Source organism: Caballeronia sp. LZ065 (assembly GCF_031450975.1).
In the GTDB taxonomy this organism is placed as follows: domain Bacteria; phylum Pseudomonadota; class Gammaproteobacteria; order Burkholderiales; family Burkholderiaceae; genus Caballeronia.
Map to the genome: position 1 here is coordinate 232879 of NZ_JARUXV010000002.1, position 19903 is coordinate 252781.

General features: G+C 64.3%; 18 protein-coding genes and 1 pseudogene. 13 read left to right on the forward strand and 6 right to left on the reverse strand.

Going from position 1 to position 19903, the window contains the following annotated elements; translation table 11 throughout:
• The first annotated feature begins 50 nt into the window (after window positions 1-50).
• The 5 genes from QCE63_RS15245 to QCE63_RS15265 are packed head-to-tail and all read left to right on the forward strand — an operon-like array spanning window position 51 to window position 5062.
• Window positions 51-1655, forward strand: coding sequence for a CoA-transferase (locus QCE63_RS15245; protein WP_309834134.1), 1605 nt, complete (start codon window positions 51-53; stop codon window positions 1653-1655).
• Window positions 1652-2485, forward strand: coding sequence for a shikimate dehydrogenase (locus tag QCE63_RS15250; RefSeq protein ID WP_309834135.1), 834 nt, complete (start codon window positions 1652-1654; stop codon window positions 2483-2485). Before QCE63_RS15245 ends, QCE63_RS15250 begins: the two co-directional genes overlap by 4 nt.
• A gap of 24 nt (window positions 2486-2509) precedes the next feature.
• Window positions 2510-3667: a dihydrodipicolinate synthase family protein gene (locus tag QCE63_RS15255; protein ID WP_309834136.1), complete on the forward strand. Its 1158-nt coding sequence runs from the start codon at window positions 2510-2512 to the stop codon at window positions 3665-3667.
• A gap of 12 nt (window positions 3668-3679) precedes the next feature.
• A complete protein-coding gene (locus QCE63_RS15260) occupies window positions 3680-4531 on the forward strand; it encodes a sugar phosphate isomerase/epimerase family protein (protein ID WP_309834137.1) in 852 nt (283 codons plus the stop codon).
• Window positions 4532-4570: 39 nt separating this feature from the next.
• On the forward strand, window positions 4571-5062 hold the full coding sequence (locus QCE63_RS15265) for a MaoC/PaaZ C-terminal domain-containing protein (protein ID WP_309834138.1): 492 nt from the start codon (window positions 4571-4573) through the stop codon (window positions 5060-5062).
• 12 nt (window positions 5063-5074) lie between these two features.
• On the opposite strand, the gene QCE63_RS15270 is transcribed toward QCE63_RS15265, so the two are convergent.
• Window positions 5075-6073: a LacI family DNA-binding transcriptional regulator gene (locus QCE63_RS15270; protein WP_309834140.1), complete on the reverse strand. Its 999-nt coding sequence runs from the start codon at window positions 6071-6073 to the stop codon at window positions 5075-5077.
• Window positions 6074-6323: 250 nt separating this feature from the next.
• Here QCE63_RS15270 and QCE63_RS15275 point away from each other — a divergent pair, with 250 nt between their 5' ends.
• On the forward strand, window positions 6324-7037 hold the full coding sequence (locus QCE63_RS15275) for an enoyl-CoA hydratase/isomerase family protein (RefSeq protein ID WP_309834141.1): 714 nt from the start codon (window positions 6324-6326) through the stop codon (window positions 7035-7037).
• 15 nt (window positions 7038-7052) lie between these two features.
• Here the strand turns inward: QCE63_RS15275 and QCE63_RS15280 are convergent.
• The 4 genes and pseudogenes from QCE63_RS15280 to QCE63_RS15295 form a co-directional block, all read right to left on the reverse strand.
• A pseudogene (locus QCE63_RS15280) lies at window positions 7053-8003 on the reverse strand (alpha/beta fold hydrolase).
• Window positions 8004-8217: 214 nt separating this feature from the next.
• Entirely contained in the window at window positions 8218-8790 is a 573-nt protein-coding gene (locus QCE63_RS15285) for a PAS and helix-turn-helix domain-containing protein (RefSeq protein WP_309834142.1), read from the reverse strand.
• Window positions 8791-8852: 62 nt separating this feature from the next.
• On the reverse strand, window positions 8853-9824 hold the full coding sequence (locus QCE63_RS15290; RefSeq protein ID WP_309812403.1) for a dipeptidase: 972 nt from the start codon (window positions 9822-9824) through the stop codon (window positions 8853-8855).
• Between the two features lie 12 nt (window positions 9825-9836).
• Window positions 9837-11195, reverse strand: a complete 1359-nt coding sequence (locus QCE63_RS15295; RefSeq protein WP_309834143.1) for an MFS transporter — start codon at window positions 11193-11195, stop codon at window positions 9837-9839.
• 188 nt (window positions 11196-11383) lie between these two features.
• Between QCE63_RS15295 and bluB the strand changes: the two genes are divergently transcribed.
• Window positions 11384-12037 (forward strand): 5,6-dimethylbenzimidazole synthase, encoded by a 654-nt coding sequence (bluB, locus tag QCE63_RS15300; RefSeq protein ID WP_309834144.1) that lies wholly within the window; start codon window positions 11384-11386, stop codon window positions 12035-12037.
• A gap of 4 nt (window positions 12038-12041) precedes the next feature.
• Here bluB and QCE63_RS15305 read toward each other — a convergent pair whose 3' ends face one another.
• Window positions 12042-13448: a sugar porter family MFS transporter gene (locus QCE63_RS15305; RefSeq protein WP_309834145.1), complete on the reverse strand. Its 1407-nt coding sequence runs from the start codon at window positions 13446-13448 to the stop codon at window positions 12042-12044.
• Between the two features lie 313 nt (window positions 13449-13761).
• Here QCE63_RS15305 and QCE63_RS15310 point away from each other — a divergent pair, with 313 nt between their 5' ends.
• The 6 genes from QCE63_RS15310 (at window position 13762) to QCE63_RS15335 (ending at window position 19859) form a co-directional block, all read left to right on the forward strand.
• Window positions 13762-14565, forward strand: a complete 804-nt coding sequence (locus QCE63_RS15310) for an IclR family transcriptional regulator (RefSeq protein ID WP_309834146.1) — start codon at window positions 13762-13764, stop codon at window positions 14563-14565.
• A gap of 150 nt (window positions 14566-14715) precedes the next feature.
• Window positions 14716-15945, forward strand: a complete 1230-nt coding sequence (locus QCE63_RS15315) for an MFS transporter (RefSeq protein WP_309834147.1) — start codon at window positions 14716-14718, stop codon at window positions 15943-15945.
• Between the two features lie 19 nt (window positions 15946-15964).
• Window positions 15965-16984, forward strand: a complete 1020-nt coding sequence (locus QCE63_RS15320; protein ID WP_309834148.1) for a 2-dehydropantoate 2-reductase — start codon at window positions 15965-15967, stop codon at window positions 16982-16984.
• Window positions 16981-17733 carry an SDR family NAD(P)-dependent oxidoreductase gene (locus QCE63_RS15325; RefSeq protein ID WP_309834149.1) on the forward strand — a complete coding sequence of 251 codons (753 nt, stop codon included), beginning with the start codon at window positions 16981-16983 and terminating at the stop codon, window positions 17731-17733. Before QCE63_RS15320 ends, QCE63_RS15325 begins: the two co-directional genes overlap by 4 nt.
• A gap of 33 nt (window positions 17734-17766) precedes the next feature.
• Window positions 17767-18672: a polysaccharide deacetylase gene (locus QCE63_RS15330; protein WP_309834150.1), complete on the forward strand. Its 906-nt coding sequence runs from the start codon at window positions 17767-17769 to the stop codon at window positions 18670-18672.
• Window positions 18673-18728: 56 nt separating this feature from the next.
• Window positions 18729-19859 carry an NADH:flavin oxidoreductase/NADH oxidase gene (locus QCE63_RS15335; RefSeq protein ID WP_309834151.1) on the forward strand — a complete coding sequence of 377 codons (1131 nt, stop codon included), beginning with the start codon at window positions 18729-18731 and terminating at the stop codon, window positions 19857-19859.
• Window positions 19860-19903: the final 44 nt, after the last annotated feature.

Genomic DNA, 19903 nt, shown 5'->3' on the forward strand with positions numbered 1-19903 from the left:
AGAGCGACACTGACACATAGAAACAAGCAGAAACGAACGGAGTTGAAACCATGCAAATCTTGACCGCCGACCAGGCTGCATCCCTGCTCAAGGATGGCGATACATTGATGATCGGCGGATCGGGGAGCGGGCATGCCGTGCCGGAAACGCTGATCGAAGCGCTCGAACGGCGCTTTCTTGCGAAGGGCGAACCGCGTCAGTTGACGTCGGTGCATCCGGTCGGTCTGGGCGATCGCGGCGAGCGCGGCGCGTCGCGGCTCGCGCATGCCGGTCTGCTCAAGCGCGTCGTGTGCGGCACGCTGGTCGATTCGCCGCCGCTCGCGCAGATGGCGCTGAACCAGGAGATCGAGGCGTGGACGCTGCCGCAAGGCGCGCTCTCGCTGCTGACGCGCGAGATGGCGGCGGGGCGTCCGGGGCTCATCAGCCATGTCGGCCTGCATACTTTCGTGGATCCGCGCAACGGCGGCGGCATTCAGGGCGCGCCGAGCGACGACAAGCTGGTGAGCCTGATCGAACTCGAAGGCCGCGAGTGGCTGTTCTACAAACCCTTCGAAGTCGATGTCGCGTTCCTGCGCGGCACCACGGCCGACGAGGACGGCAACATCTCGATGGAACACGAAGCCGTGTTCGGCGACATGCTCTCGATGGCGCAGGCGACGCGCCGTAACGGCGGCATCGTCATCGTGCAGGTCAAGCGGCTGGCGAAACGCGGCACGCTGCCGGCCAAGACGGTGAAGATTCCCGGCATGCTGGTGGATGTCGTGGTGATCGATCCCGAGCAACCGGTCACCTACCAGACCGCCTACGACCCCGCCTTCACCGGCGAGATGCGCATTCCGCTGGAAGGCTTTCCGCGCCTGCCGCTCGACGAACGCAAGATCATCGCGCGACGTCTTGCGATGGAACTGCGCGTTGGCGCGGTGTGCAATGTGGGCTCTGGCGTGTGTACCGGCATCGGGCTCGTGGCGGCGGAAGAGGACGTGCTGCATCACATCGTGCTCACCAACGAGCAAGGGCTGATTGGCGGCGCGCCGGCGGCCGGGCTCGATGCAGGCGCCGCGCGCAACTACAGCGCCATCGTCGACATGCCGTATCAGTTCGACTTCTACGACGGCGGCGGCATCGACATTGCGTTTCTGTCTGCCGTCGAGATCGATGCGCAGGGCAGCGTCAACATCAGCCGCTTCGCGAACAAGCTGATCGGCGTGGGCGGCTTCATCAACATCAGCCAGAACGCGCGCAAGATGGTCTTCGGCGGCACCTTCACGGCAGGCAGCCTGAAGGTGGCATGCGAAGGCGGCCAGTTGCAGATCCTGAAGGAAGGCACACATCGCAAGTTCGTGTCGAAGCTGCAGCAGGTGTCGTATAGCGGACCTTATGCGCAGGAACGCGGCCAGACCACGCTGTTCGTGACGGAACGCGCGGTGTTCCGCGCCATCGACGGCGCGCTCGAACTGATCGAGATCGCGCCGGGCATCGATCTCGAGCGTGACGTGCTCGCGCACATGGCGTTCCGTCCGGTCATCTCGCCGGACCTGAAGCTGATGGACGAGCGCCTGTTTCGCCCCGAACCGATGGGGCTCGACGCCGCGATGGACGAGCAAAGCTGGCCGTCGCATCCGCGCCTTGCCGTGTTCAAGGAGCAGCAGTCGTGACGAAGCACGCGCAGCAGGGACCGCGCATCGGCGGCGCGACGCGGCTGTTCGGCATTCTCGGCAATCCCGTCACGCAGGTGAAGACGCCGCAGTTGATGAATGCGCTCTTCGAGACCGGCGGCATCGATGCGGTCTGCCTGCCGTTCGATGTTCCCGTGAACGTGTTCGAGCCGGCGGTCGCGGGTCTTCAGGCGCTCGGCAATCTCGATGGCCTCGTGGTCACGGTGCCGCACAAGGTGCGCGCGATGTCGATGGTCGATGAAGTCTCCGACACCGCCGGCCGCGTCGGCGCGCTCAACGTGATGCGCCGTCAGCCGGACGGCAGCTGGTACGGCGACCTGTTCGACGGCACCGGTCTCGTGCAGGGTCTGACGCGTATCGGCTTCGAGGTGCGCGGCAAGCACGTGAAGCAACTCGGTGCGGGCGGCGCGGGCGCGGCTGTCGCGCATGCGTTAGCGGACGCGGGCGCGGCGAGCATCGCGCTGAGCGATCCGCAGCGCGAACTGCCCGAGCAATTGTCGGCGCGGCTGAATCGTTACTATCCGGGCTGCCTGGCGAGCGTGGATGTCGATCCCGCCAATCTCGCGGGCGTGGACGTGCTGGTCAACTGTTCGCCTGTCGGCATGAAGCCGGGCGACGGTATGCCCGTGGCGTTCGGCGCGTTCCCGCCTGCGCTTCAGGTGGTCGACATCATCATGACGCCCGCTGAAACGCCGCTGCTGAAACATGCGCGGGCATGCGGCTGCCGCGCAACCAACGGCCAGCCGATGATCGAAGGACAGCTCGCGGCCTTCGCGACGTTCTTCGGCATCGAGATGCCCGCGTCGTAACCGAACCATCAAGCCTTCGACATCATGCAAATCGTTCTTCCGGCCGCTTCCGGCCAGTTGGAAAACTACCGGCTCACGGGCAATCCGATCGGCGGCGCGCCGGCGGGCGCGAAGTTCAATCGCATCGCCTACTCGGCGGCGCACGTCGTGGCCGATCCGCAGCGCAGCGGCGAACTGAACCAGCCCGCTGCACTCGACTGGGCGCGCACGATCGAATACCGGCGCTATCTGATCGGGCAAGGCCTGGGCATCGCCGAGGCCATGGACACCGCGCAGCGCGGCATGGGCGTGACGTGGGACACCGCGCGCGAACTCGTCGAGCGCACGATGCAGGAGACCCGCGATCTGCACGGCGCACTGATCGCTTCGGGGTGCGGCACCGATCATCTGCCGGCGCACGAGGCCACGTCCTGCGACGACGTGATCCGCGCCTATGCGCTGCAACTCGATGCCATTCAGCGCACCGGCAGCCGCGTGATCCTGATGGCGAGCCGCGCGCTGGTGCGTGTGGCGCGGCATCGCGACGACTATCTGCGCGTGTACCGCGAAGTGCTGGCGATGTGCTCGCAGCCCGTGATCCTCCACTGGCTCGGCGACATGTTCGATCCCGAGTTGAAGGGCTACTGGGGCAGTAACGATCTCGACGCGGCCGCCGATGTCTGTCTCCAGGTGATCGCGGAGAATGCGCACAAGGTGGACGGCATCAAGATCTCGCTGCTGGACGACGCACGCGAGATCGCGTTCCGGCGCCGCTTGCCGGAAGGCGTCAAGATGTACACCGGCGATGACTTCAACTATCCGTCGCTCATCAAGGGCGACGAGCAAGGCTATTCCCATGCGCTGCTCGGCATCTTCGATGCCATTGCGCCCGCTGCATCGCAGGCGCTCGCTGCGCTGGCCGCGGGCGACGTCGCACGCTATGACCGCCTGTTCGAACCTACCGTCGCGCTGTCGCGGCACATCTTCCGCGCGCCCACGCAGTACTACAAGACGGGCGTCGTGTTTCTCGCGTACCTGAACGGATTCCAGCCGCACTTCTTCATGCCGGGCGGACATCACGGCGCGCGTCCGCCGCTGTATCTCGCGGATGTGTTCCGTCTCGCGGATGCTGCGAACCTGCTGCGCGATCCCGACCTCGCGGTGCAGCGCATGCGGCTCGTGATGGAAACCTTCGGACTGTAAGCGGAGATACGCATGGAGATCCTTGAAAACCGGCTCGACCGCTGTTCGATTAATACCGCGACGCTCGGACATCGCGAGTCGCTCGACGTCACGCTCGAACGCGTGGCGCGTGCCGGCTTTGGCGGCGTCGCGCCATGGCGGCACGAAGTGGAGGCCATGGGCGCCGCCGCCGTGGCGCGCAAGCTGCGGGCGCTGCAACTCACGGTGACCGGGTATTGCCGCTCCACGTATCTGACCGGCGAGACGCAGGCCGCGCGGCGCGCGAGCATCGACAGCAATATCAGGGCGCTGCATGACGCAGCGGAACTCGAAGCGCGCTGCTTCGTGATGGTGGTCGGCGGCGTCAGCGCGAACGGGCGCGATCTTCCCGGCGCGCGTGCGCAAGTGGAAGAGGGCATCGCCGAGTTGCATGCGGAGGCGCGCAAGCTCGGCGTGCCGCTGGCCATCGAACCCTTGCATCCGATGTACGCAGCGGAACGCGCCGTCATCAACACGATCGGGCAGGCGCTTGCGCTGTGCGAGAAGATTGCGCCGGGCGATCCGTCGATGCTGGGTGTCGCCATCGATGTCTATCACTGCTGGTGGGATCCGCTGCTCAAAGAGTCCATCGCGGCGGCGGGACGCGCGCAGCGGATCCTCGCGTACCACGTGTGCGACTGGCTCGCTGATACAAACGACATGCTGCTGGACCGCGGCATGATGGGCGACGGCGTGATCGATCTGGCGGGCTTTCGTGGCGAGATCGAGCGCGCGGGTTACGCGGGCAGGGTGGAAGTCGAGCTGTTTTCGCGCGACCGCTGGTGGAAGGTCGAGCCGGACGAAGTGCTGAAGGTGTGTGCGCAGCGACTGCAAACGGTCTGCTGAAGCCGCCGCTTATCATCAAGAATGGAGACAAGTACGCTCATGCAAGTACGACAGGATACCGATGCCATCGCTCAAGGCCGTGCACTCGCGCCGGGCATGTACGACCTCAACGATATCGAGGCCGGCGACCACTTCGCGACCTCGGGCATGACGGTCACGGAAACGCACGTGGTCAATTTCGCGGGCGTATCGGGTGACCTCTACGATATTCATCTCGACGACGTCGCCGCTCAAGAGGCTGGTTTTCCCGGCCGCATCGCGCATGGGCTGCTGGGCCTCGCGCTCGCGGACGGCCTCAAGACCCGTTGCGCGGTCCGCCTGAAGGGACTGGCGACCTTGAGCTGGAACTGGTCGTTCCGCGCGCCGCTGATGATCGGCGACCGGATTCATGTCGAGGTCGAAGTCGTCGGGAAGCGGCCGACCAAGCGCGCGGATCGCGGCATCGCGACGCTCCGGCTGAAGGTGCTGAACCAGGCCCACGAGGTGGTCCAGGATGGAGAAACGCTGCTGCTGATGGCGAACCGGGCCTGACTCCGCCTGTTGTCAGCGGCCTTCGGCCGTCGCTGTCGAATCGCGCACGATCAGACACGGCTCGATGGTCACATGCTCGATGTGATCCTTCCCGCCCAGCATGTCAACGAGCTTTCGCATCGCAACTTCGCCGATCGTCTCGCTCTGCGTGTCCACGCTCGTCAACGTGGGCGCGGACAGCTCGCCATAGGGAATGTTGTCGATGCCGGTCACGGCGACATCGTCGGGCACGCGGATGCCCAGCGCACGCGCGGCCTTGATGAAGCCGAGCGCGATCAAATCGTTGTAGCAGATCACGGCCTGCGGACGGCGCGGCCCCAGCATCACGCGCGAGCACGCATGCTCGCCGGCGCGGCTGGTCGGCGCGTGGGCGTCGTGTACGTCGAGTTCGATGCCGGCGTCCGCGAGGCCGTTGCGCACGCCCGCAATGCGCGCGGCGTTGATCTGCGCGTGACCGAATCCCAGGTAGGCGAAGCTGCGGAAGCCGCGCTCCAGCAGGTGCCGCGTGAGCATGTAGGTCGCGAGGCTGTTGTCGATGCCCACGCTGGAGATGGGCAGCGTCTCGCTGTGGCGGAGCATGACCAGCGGCCGGTCCAGATCGAGCAGCCAGGGCGATTCGTCTTCGGGCAGGCGCGAGCTGAGAATCAGGCCATCCACGCGGCGCGCGAGGGCTTCGACGAGCGGACGCTCGCGGGCCTGGTTTTCATCGACGTCGACGAGCAGCAGCGTGTAGTTGTGTTCGAGCGCGATGCGGTTCGCGCCCTTCACGACGCTGGAGAAATGCGGATTGCTGATGTCGAGGATCGTGAGGCCAATGGTGCGCGTCTGCTTCGTCACCATCGAGCGGGCAAGCGGATTGCCCTGGTAGCCGAGCCGCTCGATGGCGGCCTTGATCCTGGCTTCAACGGGGCCGGTGAAACGCTGCGTGCCGTTGACGAACTTGGAGACGGTGCCCACGGAGACGCCGGAGTGGGCGGCGACGTCGCGAATGGTTGGCAACGGCTTCCTCATGAGCGAGGCCTTGCGGCTTTTACCGCCCGTGCAACGAGATTGCGCGTCATCTGACATCTCCTCACGAGCGGAAACAAGCGGTGCGGAATGGTCTCGACTATATAACAGCCTGCTCCGCTTCCGCATGAGCCGTTACGGTTGGCAGACAGCCGGCTGACGAGAACCTGTTTTACCCTTCTTAACCTTAATTTATTTGGAAACCGTTTTCCGGGCGACCATACTCGATCTCATGCTGCAACGGAGAACCGAGATGGCCGAGCGATGCCGCCAGAACGACATGCACGAAGAAGCGCTCGAAGGCTTTCATATCGAGTTCATCAAGGAAGACCGGCGGGCGGATATCGTGTTCGACAGCGTCGGCTTCCAATCGATCACCCACCGGCAAGGCCGGCAGCTCGACCATGCGTTCCGTGCACTGGAGGCGCAGGCGGAGGTTCAGGTGATCGTGCTGCGCGCGAGCGGCGAGCATTTCTGCCGCGGAGGGGCCGGCGCGCCCTGGCATGCGGGTCATGCGGCGGACTGGAAGACCGATGCCCCCGCGCGTTGCACCAAGCCCGTGATCGCCGCGTGCCGGGGCTATTGCTTCGACGCGGGGTTCGAGCTGGCGCTGGCGTGCGACTTCCGTATCGCGACGCAAACCACGCTGTACGCGTTTCCTTCGGATCAGGTCGTACAGATTCCGGGCGCTGGCGCGTTGCAGCGGCTTGCTGGAATCGTGGGCGGGGGACGGGCGCGGGAGATCCTGATGCGCTCGCGCTATGTCAGCGGGTCGCAGGCGTATGAATGGGGACTGGCGACCGACTTCGCCGTGGATAGCGATCTGGAAAGCGCGACCGATTTGCTGGTTCAGGAACTGCTGTCGCTTTCGCCTTCGGTCCAACGCGCGGCCAAGATGTTCTTCAACGAGATCGACGACGAACCCGAGCCTCTCGCGTTGGCTCCTGCTATCGAAGCCTGTACCTGAGGCTCGGGTCTCTGTTCAGCTGCGCAGGAATTCGAGCAGGTCGGCGTTGACCTTGTCGGCGTCGGTGGTGCACATGCCGTGCGGCGCGCCCGGATACACCTTCAAGGTCGCGTGACGCAATATCTTCGCCGACATCTTGCCGGCCACGTCGATCGGCACGAGTTGATCCGCATCGCCATGCAGGACCAGCACGGGGATATCGATCTTCTTCATGTCGGCGGTGTAGTCCACCTCGAACTGCTGCACGCATTGATACTGCGCCAGGATCGAACCCGCCATGGCTTCGCGTCAGAACTCGTCCACTGTCGCCGGGTCTGCTTTCGCGTCCGGCTTGTTGAAGCCATAGAACGGACCCGCGAGCGTCTTGTAGAACGCCGAGCGGTTGCCGGTGAGATTCTTGCGGATGTCGTCGAAGGCCGATGCCGGCAGGCCTTCGGGATTGCTTTCGGTCTTCAGCATCAACGGCACGACGGCGCTGATCAGCACCAGCTTAGACACGCGCGAGGCGCCATGACGCCCGATATAACGGACCACTTCGCCGCCGCCCATCGAGTGGCCGACGAGCATTGCATCCTTGATATCGAGCGCATTCATGACGGCGGCCAGATCGTCCGCATAGGTATCCACGTCGTTGCCGCCCGACGACTGGCCCGAGCGTCCGTGACCACGCCGGTCATGCGCGATGACGCGATAGCCATTGCGCACCAGGAACAGCATCTGGGCGTCCCACGCGTCTGCATCGAGCGGCCAGCCGTGCGAGAGCACGACCGGTTTGCCGGCGCCCCAGTCCTTGAAGAAGATGCGCGTGCCATCCTTTGCCGTGACCGAATCGGCCGATGCGCCGCCCGGCGTCCGGTGCGCAGGCGCCGCGCGTTCGGCAGCCGATGCCAGCGGTACCGCCGCGGCCGCCATCGCGGCGATGGCGGTGCCGGCGCTCACGGTGAGCATGTTCCGGCGTTCGATCATGGGTGTTTCGATCAGCTTTGCCACAGTGTCCTCCCTGGATGCTGCTGTGAGATCAGTCAGGACCGGGCTTGAAGCGCGTGAACACGTGCGTGGTTCAGGTCCCGGCTCTCGAAGGGATTCACCTTCGAGCCGGGTTCATGCTAAGTCGGGAAACCCTTTTCGTTCTTTCGGCAATGCACGCTATTCGCCGAAACCGTCTTGAGTTAAAGGCCTGTCAGGCGAGCAGACGCGTGATGAGTTCCGGCGTCGCCCTGACGCCGTACTTGCGCAACAGACTCGCACGATGAATATCCACCGTGCGTGGGCTGATGTTCAGTTCCTTGCCGATCTCCTTGCTCGTCAGGCCATGCACGAGACAGGCGGCGACGTCGCGTTCGCGTTCCGTCAGCGTGCTGGTGACATCGGGCGGCTTGGCGCTGTCCGACAGATCCGTGAAGGTCCAGACGGCGAGTTCGAAAGGGCGCTGCGGGTTATAGCCGAAGCCGCGCACGGTGACCCAGAAATGACTGCCGTCGATGCGGCGCATGATGCGGTCGTCGCTGAAGACCGCGCGCTTCGCGATCAGTGGCCCGAGACGGTGGCCGGTGCTCGCGAAGTCCTTCTTTTGCGGGTAAAGCTTGGAGAACGACTGATCGACGATATCGTCGCGTTCCGCCCGGAACAGTTCGAGCGCGCGCGCATTGCAGTCCACCATGATGCGCTCGCGGGCCACGATCACCGCAACGGGCAGATGCCGGAAAAGATCCTCATAGTCCAGCTTGGACGTCGTCTCGCTCGGGTTCGGCATGATGGCGTGCATTGGGGTACACAGGCGTCGGGATTGTACGCCCGCGCAACTGGCCAGCACGTTCAGACGTTCCACACTTCGCCGAAGAAGCGCATCCAGTTCTCGCCCATCACCTTCTTGATGCGTGACTCGCTCCAGCCCGCGCGTTCCATCGCGGCCGTGAGATTCGGGAACTCGCCAATGGTGCGGATGCCTTCCGGATTCACCACCTTGCCGAAGTTCGTCAGACGGCGATAGCGGCCCTTGTCGTGCGTGATCCAGTCGAAGAACTCGGTGCTGTAGCCCTGCGTGAAGTCCGTGCCGATACCCACCTTGTCTTCGCCGATCACGTCGATCGTGTATTCGATCGCCTCAAGGTAATCATCGACGGTCGCATCCGGGCCTTTCTTCAGGAACGGCGAGAACATCGTCACGCCGACAAAGCCGTTGGCATCCGCTATCTCGCGCAACTGGTCGTCGGTCTTGTTGCGCGGATGATCCTTCAGGCCCGAGGGGCAGCAATGCGAATACGTGACCGGCTTCTTCGAGCACGCAATCGCGTCCGATGACGTCTTCGCGCCCACGTGCGAGAGATCGACCATGATGCCCACGCGATTCATCTCGTGGATCACTTCCTTGCCATAACCCGACAGTCCGCCATCGGGTTCATAACAGCCGGTGCCCACCAGGTTCTGCGTGTTGTAGCAGAGCTGCACCACGTTCACGCCGAGTTCCTTGAACACTTCGATATAGCCGAGGTTGTCCTCGAACGCATACGAGTTCTGGAAGCCGAAGATGATGCCGGTCTTGTTCTCTTTCTTCGCGCGCAGGATGTCGTCGGTGGTGCGCACCAGCGTCAGGATCTCGCTGTACTCGCGGATCTGCTGCTTCATTTCCGCGATGTTGTCGATAGTCTTCTGGAAGTCTTCCCACACCGAGACAGTGCAGTTCACAGCGGTGACGTTGCCTTTGCGCATGTCCTCGAACACGGAGCGCTCGAACTTCGAAATGTTCAGGCCGTCGATGATGATGCTCGAATCGTGCAATGCACTCATGGTCGTGGTCCGTTAGTGAGTACGGGAGAACGCGTCGGCGCTCGCGGTGCCGCCTGCGTTCCGGTTCGCGAAGCCGGCTTCTTCCAGCGCCGTCTTCGACGTCTCGCGCAGCGAGAGGCCGCCGATCATCGCGAGAATGGACACGGCGATCAGGTAATACGCCGGCGACAGGTTCGTGCCGGTGACCGAGATCAGCCAGGTGGCGACGAGCGGCGCGGTGCCGCCGAAGATCGTGTACGCGAGGTTGTAGGTGATGGCGGACGCGGTATAGCGCGTCTTGGTCGCGAACACTTCCGACAGCAACGGCGCCGTCACGACGCCCGACAGCACCGCGCCCACGGCCAGCAGCGCGACGCCGAACAACGACTGCGGCAGGTCGCCCGAACCGCCCAGCGCGAAGGCTGGATAGACCGATGCGATGATGAACACACAGGTGCTGCCGATCGTCACGCGGCGGCCCACGGCATCGGAGAACAGGCCTGCCAGCGGACACAGCGCGGCGGCGAAGAAGAGCGCGAGCACGGTCACGAGCAGCGATGTGCCGCGCGACAGATGTCCGGCCACCTGGAGATAGGTCGCGAAGTAGGTGGTGAAGGTGTAGAAAGACAACGCGGTCACCGAGACGAACGCGCCCAGTTTCAGGATGTTCCAGGACTGCGAGCGCAGGGTTTCCGCCAGCGGCGCATGCGCCACTTCATGCTTGCCTTCGAGCGCCTTGAAGGCGGGCGTTTCATTCAGATTGACGCGCAGATAGACGCCGATGAGACCGATCGGCGCGGCGATCAGGAACGGCACGCGCCAGCCCCAATCGACCATTGCCGACGAGGACAGCGACGATTCCAGCGCATAGGCGACGACGGCCGCGCAGGCGAATGACGAGAACGTCGAGACCGGCACGAAGCTGCCGAAGAACGCGCGACGGCGGCGCGGCGCATGTTCCATCACATAGGCACAGGCGCCCGCGTATTCGCCGCCGGCCGAGAAGCCCTGCACGCAGCGGATGATCGTGAGCAGCAGCGGCGCCCAATAGCCGATGCTCGCGTAAGTGGGCAGCAGGCCGATCAGCGTAGTCGAGCCGGCCATCAGCAGGATGGTGAAGGCGAGGGTGCGCTTGCGTCCCACCCGGTCCCCGACGACGCCGAAGAACAGCCCGCCGAGCGGCCGGAACGCGAAGGCCACCGCGAACACCGCGAAGGTCTTCAGCAGACCCACGGTGGGATCGCCGCTGGGAAAGAACTCGCGCGTGAGGATCGTCGCGAGAAAGCCGTATGCGGCGAAATCGAACCATTCGACGAAATTGCCAACGGAGGCCGCCGCGATGACGCGCCGCAGCGTTCGGGTGTCGACTTCCTGGCCTGGTTGAGCTGACATGGTTCGCCTTTTCACGTGTCGATGTGCATCGGAGGGGTGAAAACGAGAGTAGGCGCTCAAATTACCTAGGTCCATACGTGTCAATTACCTAGGTAATCCGGGTGTCGAGGCGCAGGATTGCGCGATTGCTTCGCGCAGGCGATATCATCGCGTGCCCGGATTCCACTAGCGCCGCACCTTACGCCGACATGAACAAAGCTTTCAGCGACACGGATCGCGACGCCGTCTACCGCGCCATTCACGAGCGTCGCGACATGCGCCATTTCGTCAGCGATCCGGTCGATCCGCAGGTCATGCGGCGGCTCATCGACGCGGCGCTGCATGCGCCGAGCGTCGGCTTCATGCAGCCGTGGCGCATCGTGCGGGTCACATCGAAAGCGTTGCGCGCGCAGTTATGCGATGCCGTCGAGCGCGAACGCCTGCTCACCGCCGACGCGCTCGCCGAGCGTCGCGACGCGTTCATGCGTCTCAAGGTGGAGGGCTTGCGCGAGTGCGCTGAAGTGCTCGTGATGGCGCTGATGGACGGCCGCGAACAGCATGTGTTCGGCCGTCGCACACTGCCGGAAATGGACCTGGCGTCGGTGGCGTGCGCGGTGCAGAACATATGGCTCGCGGCGCGCGCGGAAGGGCTCGGCATGGGCTGGGTATCGCTGTTCGATCCCGCCGCCGTGGCCGCTTTGCTGAACATGCCGACGGGCGCGCGGCCGGTCGCCATCCTGTGCGTGGGGCATGTAGAACGCTACTACGATGCCCCGATGCTCGAAACCGAACGATGGGCCGCGCGCCGCTCCTTCGACGAATGCGTGTTCGAGAACGCGTGGCCGGCGGCGCAGACGCTGTAGCGGCTCAGTCGGCGGCGCCGAGGTCACGCAGGCGCTTGCCGGCCATCAAATCGTTGCCCAGCTTCTCCAGCGATACGCCGCGCGTCTCCGGCACATAGAAGAACACGATGACCGCGAACAGCGCGTTGAGAAACGCGTACAGCACGAAGGTATTCGCTTCGCCGATCGTCGAGAGCAGGCTCAGGAAGGTGGCCGCAACGATCATGTTCGCCACCCAGTTGACCAGCGTGGAGGCGGCGACGCCGAAGTCGCGTCCCTGTTGCGGCTGAATCTCAGAGCACAGGATCCACACGAGCGGCCCGGCGGACATCGCGAAACCCGCGATGAACAGCAGCAGCGACACGACCGCCATCCCCTGCGCCGCCGTACCCGAGACGCCTGCATGCAGCAGGAAGCCCAGCGCGCACATGCCGAACGCCATCACCGCGCAGCCGGCATAGAGAATGGGCTTGCGTCCCCAGCGATCGACGAAGGCAATCGCGCCGAAAGTCGCAATGACGTTCACGAGGCCGACGATCACGGTCGCCCACAGTTGCTGCTCATGCGTTGCGAATCCGGCCAGCTGGAAGATGCGCGGGGCGTAGTACATCACGACGTTGATGCCGGTCAGTTGCTGGAAGATCTGCAGCACGATGCCCAGCGCCACCGAACGGCGAAAATTGGGATTGCTGCGTAGAAGGCTCCAGCCGCGTTGCGGTTGCTTGTTGTCGTCGCCGACCTGTTCGAGTTCGCTCTGCACATCGGCGGGATTGGCATACAGGCGTTGCAGAACGGCACGCGCCTCGTCGCCGCGATCGCGTTGCAGCAGCCAGCGCGGACTATCGGGAAGCGCGAGCACGCCTGCCAGAAAAAACGCCGCCGGAATCGCGATGACGCCCAGCATCCAGCGCCAGTCGGCGATATAGGTCAGCGCAATGTTGGACAGGAAAGCAGCCAGGATGCCGACGGTGATCATCAACTGATACGTCGAGATCATTGCGCCGCGCCATTGCCTCGGCGCGACTTCCGACAGATACAGCGGCGCCGTGAACGACGCCATGCCCACCGCCAACCCCAGCACGAGGCGTGCGCCGATCAAATGGGCGGGTCCGCTCGCGAACGCGGACCACAGCGAGCCGATGATGAAGAGAATGGCCGCGAGCACCAGTGAATAGCGGCGTCCAAGACGCCACGAGAGCCAGCCGGCCGCGAGTGCGCCGAGCGCTGCACCGACCATCATCGAGCTGACGATCCATTCCTGCGAGCGATCGTTCAGAACGAACTGTTTCGCGATGAAAGGCAGTGCGCCGGAGATCACGCCGATATCCAGCCCGAACAACAGGCCGGCAAGCGCGGCCATGAAGCAGACGAAGAGGCCGTAGCGTTTGGATTGCGCAGCGGCGGGAGCGCGGCGGTCGGCGAGGGTGCTCATGTGAGGATCTCCAGGTGAGGTTCAGAGGATCGTGGCGGCCCGCATGCGATCGGCGCGAGATCGCTTCGCCGAAACGATCTTGCGCTTATCCGGACGTGTGCGCTCTTTTCCTGCGCAGGCACGCGATGGCTCAGGTTCCGCAACGGGAAGACGCGCGCGTCGCAGCGGATGTTCATTGGACTGCCTGGGTGCAGATTTCGGACCTGACGTGCTCGCCGTTCCATTGAGGCTGTCGCATCGGGTTTTCCCTTACTTGCTCGTTCTGTTTTGGCCGTGAACAATCGATTCATCCCAATGAATCGAGTTCGTATATATGAACGACGCAGTCCGATCAGCCGCCCGGGTCCTCGACCTGCTCGAATATTTCGCATCGACGGAGGAGGGCGTCGCGCTGACCACCGTATCCACGATGTTCGCGATGCCCAAGAGCAGCACGCTGGCGCTGCTGCGCACGCTGCTTTCGCGCGGGTACCTGGAACGCGACGACCACAACCTCTACCGCTTGAATCCGGCGTTCCGCAGCGGCGGCTTTGGCTGGAACGGCGACCTCGGCGCGCGCCTGACCGCCATCGCCAAGCCGGCCATGGACGATCTGTGCGTGGAAGTCGGTGAGACTGTCGTGCTCAGCGTGCTCACCAACGACGGACAGTTCAGAACAGTCGCGAAGTCGCTCGCGCAGACCGTGGTGCGCTACGACCTCGAAATCGAGAAGTCGTATCCCGCCTATTGCGGCGCGATGGGCCGCGCGATGCTCGCCTGCCTGCCGCGCGAAAAGCGCGACGAATTGCTGGCGGTCTGGCCGCTGGAGCAGCGCACGCCGTACGCGCTGTCCGACCTTGCCCGCATCAACGAGAAGATCGATCAGGCGGCCATCGAGGGCGTGGCCATCGTCGAGGAAGAGTTCGCGCTGGATGGCGTCGGTATCGCGATGCCGATCTGCGATGCCAGCGGCGCGCCCATCGCGGCGCTGGACGTGGGCTGCGTCGCCAGCCGCTATCCGGCGAAGCGCGAGAAGATCCTCGCGGCGATGCGGGCCTGCATCGACCGCTTGCCGCCGCCCTTCGGCGCATTGACACCGGCGGCGGCGCCTTCGCCTTCGCCGCGCGAATCGGCTTAAGAGTCGCTTGACCAACATCGCATGCCGGGTTCCGGCATCTCCACATCGAAAAATTAGGGTTCCTGTATGCTCAATCAGGCTGATACGCAAGCTGCCGTCCCGCCTCTAACGGCAGACGCCCCGCAAGCCCATTCGACACGCCAGCAACTCATGGCCGCCATGATCGGCAACGTGCTCGAGTACTACGACTTCATCGTGTACGCGTTCCTCGCCGCCACGCTTGCGCGCAACTTCTTCCAGGGCGACAAATACGGCGGCCTGCTCGCGAGTTTCGCCGCCTTCGGCGTCGGCTTCCTGGCGCGGCCGGTGGGCGGCGCGATCATCGGTCGCATTGCCGACGTGCACGGCAGACGCGCCGCACTGCTCATCACCATCTTCGGCATGGCGGTCGGCACGGCGGGCATCGGCCTGTTGCCGACGTATGCCACGGCGGGCGCGCTCGCCCCCGCGCTGCTCGTGTTCCTGCGGCTCGTTCAGGGCCTTGCGGCGGGCGGCGAATGGGGCAGCGCCACGTCGTTCATCGTCGAATCCGCGCCGCCGGGCAAGCGCGGTTTTTACGGCGGCATGGGCCAGGCGTCGATTGCCGCCTCGTCGCTGGCGAGCAGCGTGGTGGCGACCATCGTCAGCGCGTCCTTCACCGCCGATCAACTCGATGCCTGGGCCTGGCGCCTGCCGTTCCTGTTCGGCGGCATCCTGCTGCCGATCGGTCTCTACATGCGCCGCAACATCGTCGAGACGCCTGCGTTCACGAAGGTGCAGGAGAACCTGGAGCAGGTCGAACGCACCAGCAAGTCTGACGCGCTCGGCATGATGTCGAAGGCCTTTGGCTTCACCATCATCTGGACCGTGTCGTACTACGTGATGCTCAGCTACATGCCGACCTTCCTCGGCAAGTACGCCGGTCTCAGCACGACGCAGGCGCTCATGTCGAACTCGATCGCGCTCGCCGTGCTGGTCGCGGCCACGCCGTTCTTCGGCGCGTTGTCGGACCGCGTTGGCCGCAAGCCATTGTTGCTCGGCTGCTGCGTCGGCTTCCTGCTGTTCTCGTATGTGCTGTTCCGCGTGGTGCTCGGCGGCGCGAGCTTCGGCTCGATCCTGGCCATCCAGATCTTTTTCAACCTGTTCATCGCGGCGTTCTCAGGCGCGGGTCCTTCGGCGCTCTGCGAGCTGTTTCCGACCTATGGCCGCACCACGCTGATGTCGATCGGCTACAGCCTCTCGACCGCGATCTTCGGCGGCTTCGCACCGTTCATCTCGACCTGGCTCATCGGCGTGACCGGCTCGCCCATCGCACCGGCCTTCTATCTGACGGCGGCGGCGATCGTCTCCGGCATCGTCATCTCGACTTTCCGCGAAACCGCTCGCGAGCGGCTTCGCTAAACCAACGGGCAAACCTTCAATGAAACAACGCATTCTGATCTGGGGCGCGGGCGCCATCGGCGGAACGATTGGCGCGTACCTCGTGCGCGCGGGTCACGACATCACCTTCGTGGACATCGACCGTGAGCATGTGGAAGCGATCCGCGATCCGGCGCGCGGTTTGTCGATCACCGGCCCGGTAGATCGATTCACGGTCAGTGCGCCGGCCTTCCTTCCCGATGAAATCGACGGGCAATGGGACCACATCTTCCTCGCGGTGAAGGCGCACCATACACGCGACGCGTGTGAAGCACTGTGGCCGCATCTGACGAAGGACGGCTATGTGCTGTCGCTGCAGAACGGACTGTGCGAGCACGTCATTGCACAGGTCGTGGGACGCGAGCGGACGGTCGGCGCATTCGTCAACTTCGGCGCGGACTGGATCAAGCCGGGCGAGATTCACTACGGCAACCGGGCTGCGGTGGTGGTCGGGGAAATCGATGGCGCCTCCACGGAGCGTATTCGCGCGCTGCACACACTCATGCAGCAATTCGAGCCCGACGCGGTCCTCACGAACGAAATTTTCTCCTATCTGTGGGGCAAGCTGGCCTACGGTTCGCTGCTGTTCGCGCAGGCGGTTGGGCAACTGGGCATCGCGGATTGTCTCGAACGTCCCGAACTGCTGCCGCTGTGGCGCGAGATGGCGACCGAAGTGTTGCAGGTAGCGCAAGCGGAAGGCGTGAAGGCGCGCGGCTTCAACGGCTTCGATCCGGCCGCGTTCACACCGCAGTCCGACGAAGACGCGGCCCGCGCAAGCGTCGCGGCGATGGTGGCGTTCAACCGGCCGAATGCTAAAACGCACTCTGGCGTGTGGCGCGATCTTGCGGTGCGCAAGCGTCGCACGGAAGTGGACATGCAGATCAAACCGGTGGTGGAGACGGGCCGTACGCACGGCATCGATTGCGCGAAGCTGAATGCCTTGTGCGACATGATCCACGAGATCGAGGACGGCGAACGCCAGCTTTCCGACAGCAACCTCAACGAACTACTCGAGACATGAACATTTCCTTCGAAGGGCAGGTGGTGGCCGTCAGCGGCGCGGCCATCGGGTTTGGGCGTGTGATCGCCACGACGTTCGCGGAACTCGGCGCGCAAGTCTATGCCTGCGATATCCGCGCCGACGAACTCGCGACGCTCGCCGCGCCGCGCATCCAAACGGAGGTCGTTGATCTGACGGATCGCGCGGCGGCTGCCGCGTGGATTCGCGGGATCGAGGCGCACAGCGGCCGCGCGCTCGACGTGCTCGTCAACAATGCGGGCGGCGTGGCGGGACAGGCGCCGCGTCCCGTCGATGAAGTCACCGACGAACAATGGGACCGCGTGATCGAGATCAATCTGGGCACGACCTTTTCGCTGAGCCGCGCGGCCGCGCCCGGCATGAAGCGCGCGGGACGTGGCGCGATCATCAACATCAGTTCCGGCGCGGCCTTGCAGGCTTCGCTCACCGGCGTGCAGGCGTACTGCTCGGCCAAGCATGCGGTGCTCGGCCTCACGCGGCAACTCGCGCATGAACTCGGACCATATGGCATTCGCGTGAACTCGGTCGCGCCCGGCTTCGTGCGCACCAACGACGCCACCGAAAAGCAATGGGCCGCGATGGGCGAAGCGCGCCAGCGCAGCCTGCTCGACGGCATCGCGTTGCGCCGCTTCGGCACGCCCGAGGACATCACGCGCGCGGTGCTGTTCTTCGCGTCGGAGCTGTCGGGCTTCGTCAACGGGCAGATCCTGTCCGTCGATGGCGGCCGGTGAAGCCGGTCCCAAACTGAATCAAAGGAAACCACGATGACAAACGATCTTTCGAAGCAGACCCTCGAACCCTGGCAATGGCCGGAAGAAACCTGGCGCGCGAAGGTGAATCACACGCGCGCGGGACGCAGTCTGCGGCCTGCGCACTGGCCAAACGGGGCACGTTGCGCGGTGGCTCTGTCGTTCGACAGCGATCACGAAACCAATGAACTGCGCGACGGCGGCAAGTCCATCAGCCGGATGAGCTGGGGGCAATACGGCGCGCGCGTCGGCATGCCGCGACTGCTCGAACTGCTTGAGCGGCATGGTGTGAAAGCAAGCTTCTATGTGCCCGCGGTCGCGGCTATGCTGCATGAGGACGAACAGCGTCGCGTGATCGCTGAAGGACATGAGATCGGTATTCATGGCTGGATTCACGAACTCAATTCAGTGCTGCCCTACGAGGCCGAGCGTGATTTGATGCTGCGTTCATCGGACGCGCTCGAGAAGATCACCGGCGTGCGTCCGGTCGGCCTGCGCACGCCTTCGTGGGACTTCAGCCCGCATACGCTGCGCATCGCGAAGGAAATGGGCCTGCTCTACGATTCGTCGCTGATGGCCGACGAAGACTGCTACGAGCTGATGCTCGAAGGTGAGCCGACGGGCGTGGTTGAACTGCCGGTGGAATGGATTCGCGACGATGCCGTGTATTTCAGCATGCATCGCTTCCAGTCGCTGCGGCCGTACACGCCGCCCACCGATGTCTTCGAGATCTTCCGCCGCGAGTTCGATTACGCGCACGAGAGCGGCGGTCTGTTCCAGCTGACGATGCATCCGCACATCATCACGGCGCGCTCGCGCATCTGGATCCTCGACGAGTTGATCCAGTACATGAAGACCAAGGATGCCTGGTTCGCCACGCACGCGGAAGTCGCCGCGTATGCGAAGGCGAACGCGGCTTGATTATTTCGACTCTCCGCGATGCTGACGTGGAGTGCTTTCAACTATCTGGACCAAGCATGACGAGCATTCTTTTTTCCCCATTGCGCATGGGTTCCGTCGAACTCGATAACCGTATCGTGGTGGCGCCGATGTGTCAGTACAGCGCCAACGATGGTTGCGCCAGCGACTGGCATCTGATGAACCTCATGCAACTCGCTGTCTCGGGGGCGGGTTTGGTCATGCTCGAAGCGACCGCCGTCGAACGGCATGGGCGCATCACGCACGGCTGCCTCGGGCTTTATAGCGATGTCACCGAAGCCGCGCTCGGGCGCGTGATGGCGGCGGCGCGTGGCGTCGGGCAGGGTGTGCGCTGGGGCATCCAGTTGGGTCACGCCGGCAGGAAGGCTTCGGCGCAACGACCGTGGGAAGGACGCAGCGCGCTGGCTGAGGGCGAGGATCCGTGGCAGACGCAGGGGCCATCGGCGCTTGCGTTCACGGACGGCTGGCCTATTCCGCAGGCGATGACCAAGGACGACATCCGCCGCGTGCGTGACAGCTTCGTCGATTCGGCTAAGCGTGCGGCGCGCCTCGGGTTCGAGGTCGTCGAGATTCACGCGGCTCATGGCTATCTGCTGCATCAGTTTTTGTCGCCGCTGGCGAACCAGCGTGATGACGAATACGGCGGTAGCCTTGAGAACCGCATGCGTCTGCCGCTCGATATCGCCGCCGCAGTGCGCGACGCGCTCGGCGCAGGCGTCGCGCTCGGCTTTCGCATCACCGGCACGGACTGGAAGGATGGTGGGATTACGATCGACGAATGTGTCGCGTTCACGAACGCGCTCAAGGCCGTCGGCGCGGATTATGTCTGCGTGACGTCGGGGGCGGTCATGCCGGCTGCCATTCCCGTCGAGCCGGGCTATCAGGTGCATCTCGCCGAAGAGGTGAAGCGCCGTACCGGCATGGTGACGCGGGCGGTCGGCTTTATTGCAGACGCGCATCAGGCAGAGGCCATTCTCGCGAACCAGCAGGCCGATTGCGTGGCGCTCGGGCGTGCGTTCATCGATGACCCGAGATGGCCGTGGCATGCCGCTGAAGTGCTCGGCGAAGTCGGGCGGATTCGGTATCCGGGGCAATACGAACGCGGCGGTGCGCAGTTGTGGCCGGGGGTGGCGTTGCGGCAGAAGAAGCGGGAGACGGTAGTGAACTGATGCGTCGGGCCGCGCGCGATTCTTCTTGCGCGCGGCGTTGATGT